At 69.7% G+C, this 479-nt stretch carries 1 protein-coding gene; it reads right to left on the bottom strand.

Going from position 1 to position 479, the window contains the following annotated elements:
• Positions 1–123 precede the first annotated feature (123 nt).
• On the bottom strand, positions 124–479 hold a 356-nt coding region (locus TN53_RS42265), incomplete at its 5' end, for an acyl-CoA dehydrogenase family protein (RefSeq protein WP_046264220.1).

The following is a 479-nucleotide window of genomic DNA, read 5'->3' as shown; positions in this document are numbered from 1 at the left end:
CGTGCTGGCCCGGGGGTTCGGGATCTGGGTGACCCGCGACCCGGGTCACTTCGCACGGCACGAGGCCTGGCTGGCCGGCCAGCAGACGGACGGTGAGGGCCCACAGGACCCTCAGCAGGACGGTCAGTAGGACCGAAGTCCCATGCTGCGGGCGATGCCGTTGCGCTGGATCTGGCTGGTTCCCCCGGAGATCGTGGCCACGATCGACTCACGGTAGCGGAAACTCATCACGCTCTCCGTCGAGAAGCCCTGTCCCGCGCAGACCTGCATCCCGAGCCGGGCGGCCGCCACATAGGTCTCCGACCCCTTCAGCTTCGCCATCGATCCTTCCCGCGTGCACGGCTTGCCCCTGGCGAGCAGCCAGGCGGCGCGATAGGCGAGCAGCCGCGCGGAATCGATCTCGGTCTGCAGGTCGGCCATGGCGTGGGCGACCGCCTGGAAGTTGCCGATCGGACGGCCGAAGGCGTGCCGGGTACGGG

The organism is Streptomyces sp. WM6386 (genome assembly GCF_000972385.1).
In the GTDB taxonomy this organism is placed as follows: Bacteria; Actinomycetota; Actinomycetes; order Streptomycetales; family Streptomycetaceae; genus Streptomyces.
The sequence above is the reverse complement of the archived record's forward strand: the minus strand, read 5'-3'. Positions and strand labels throughout refer to the sequence as shown.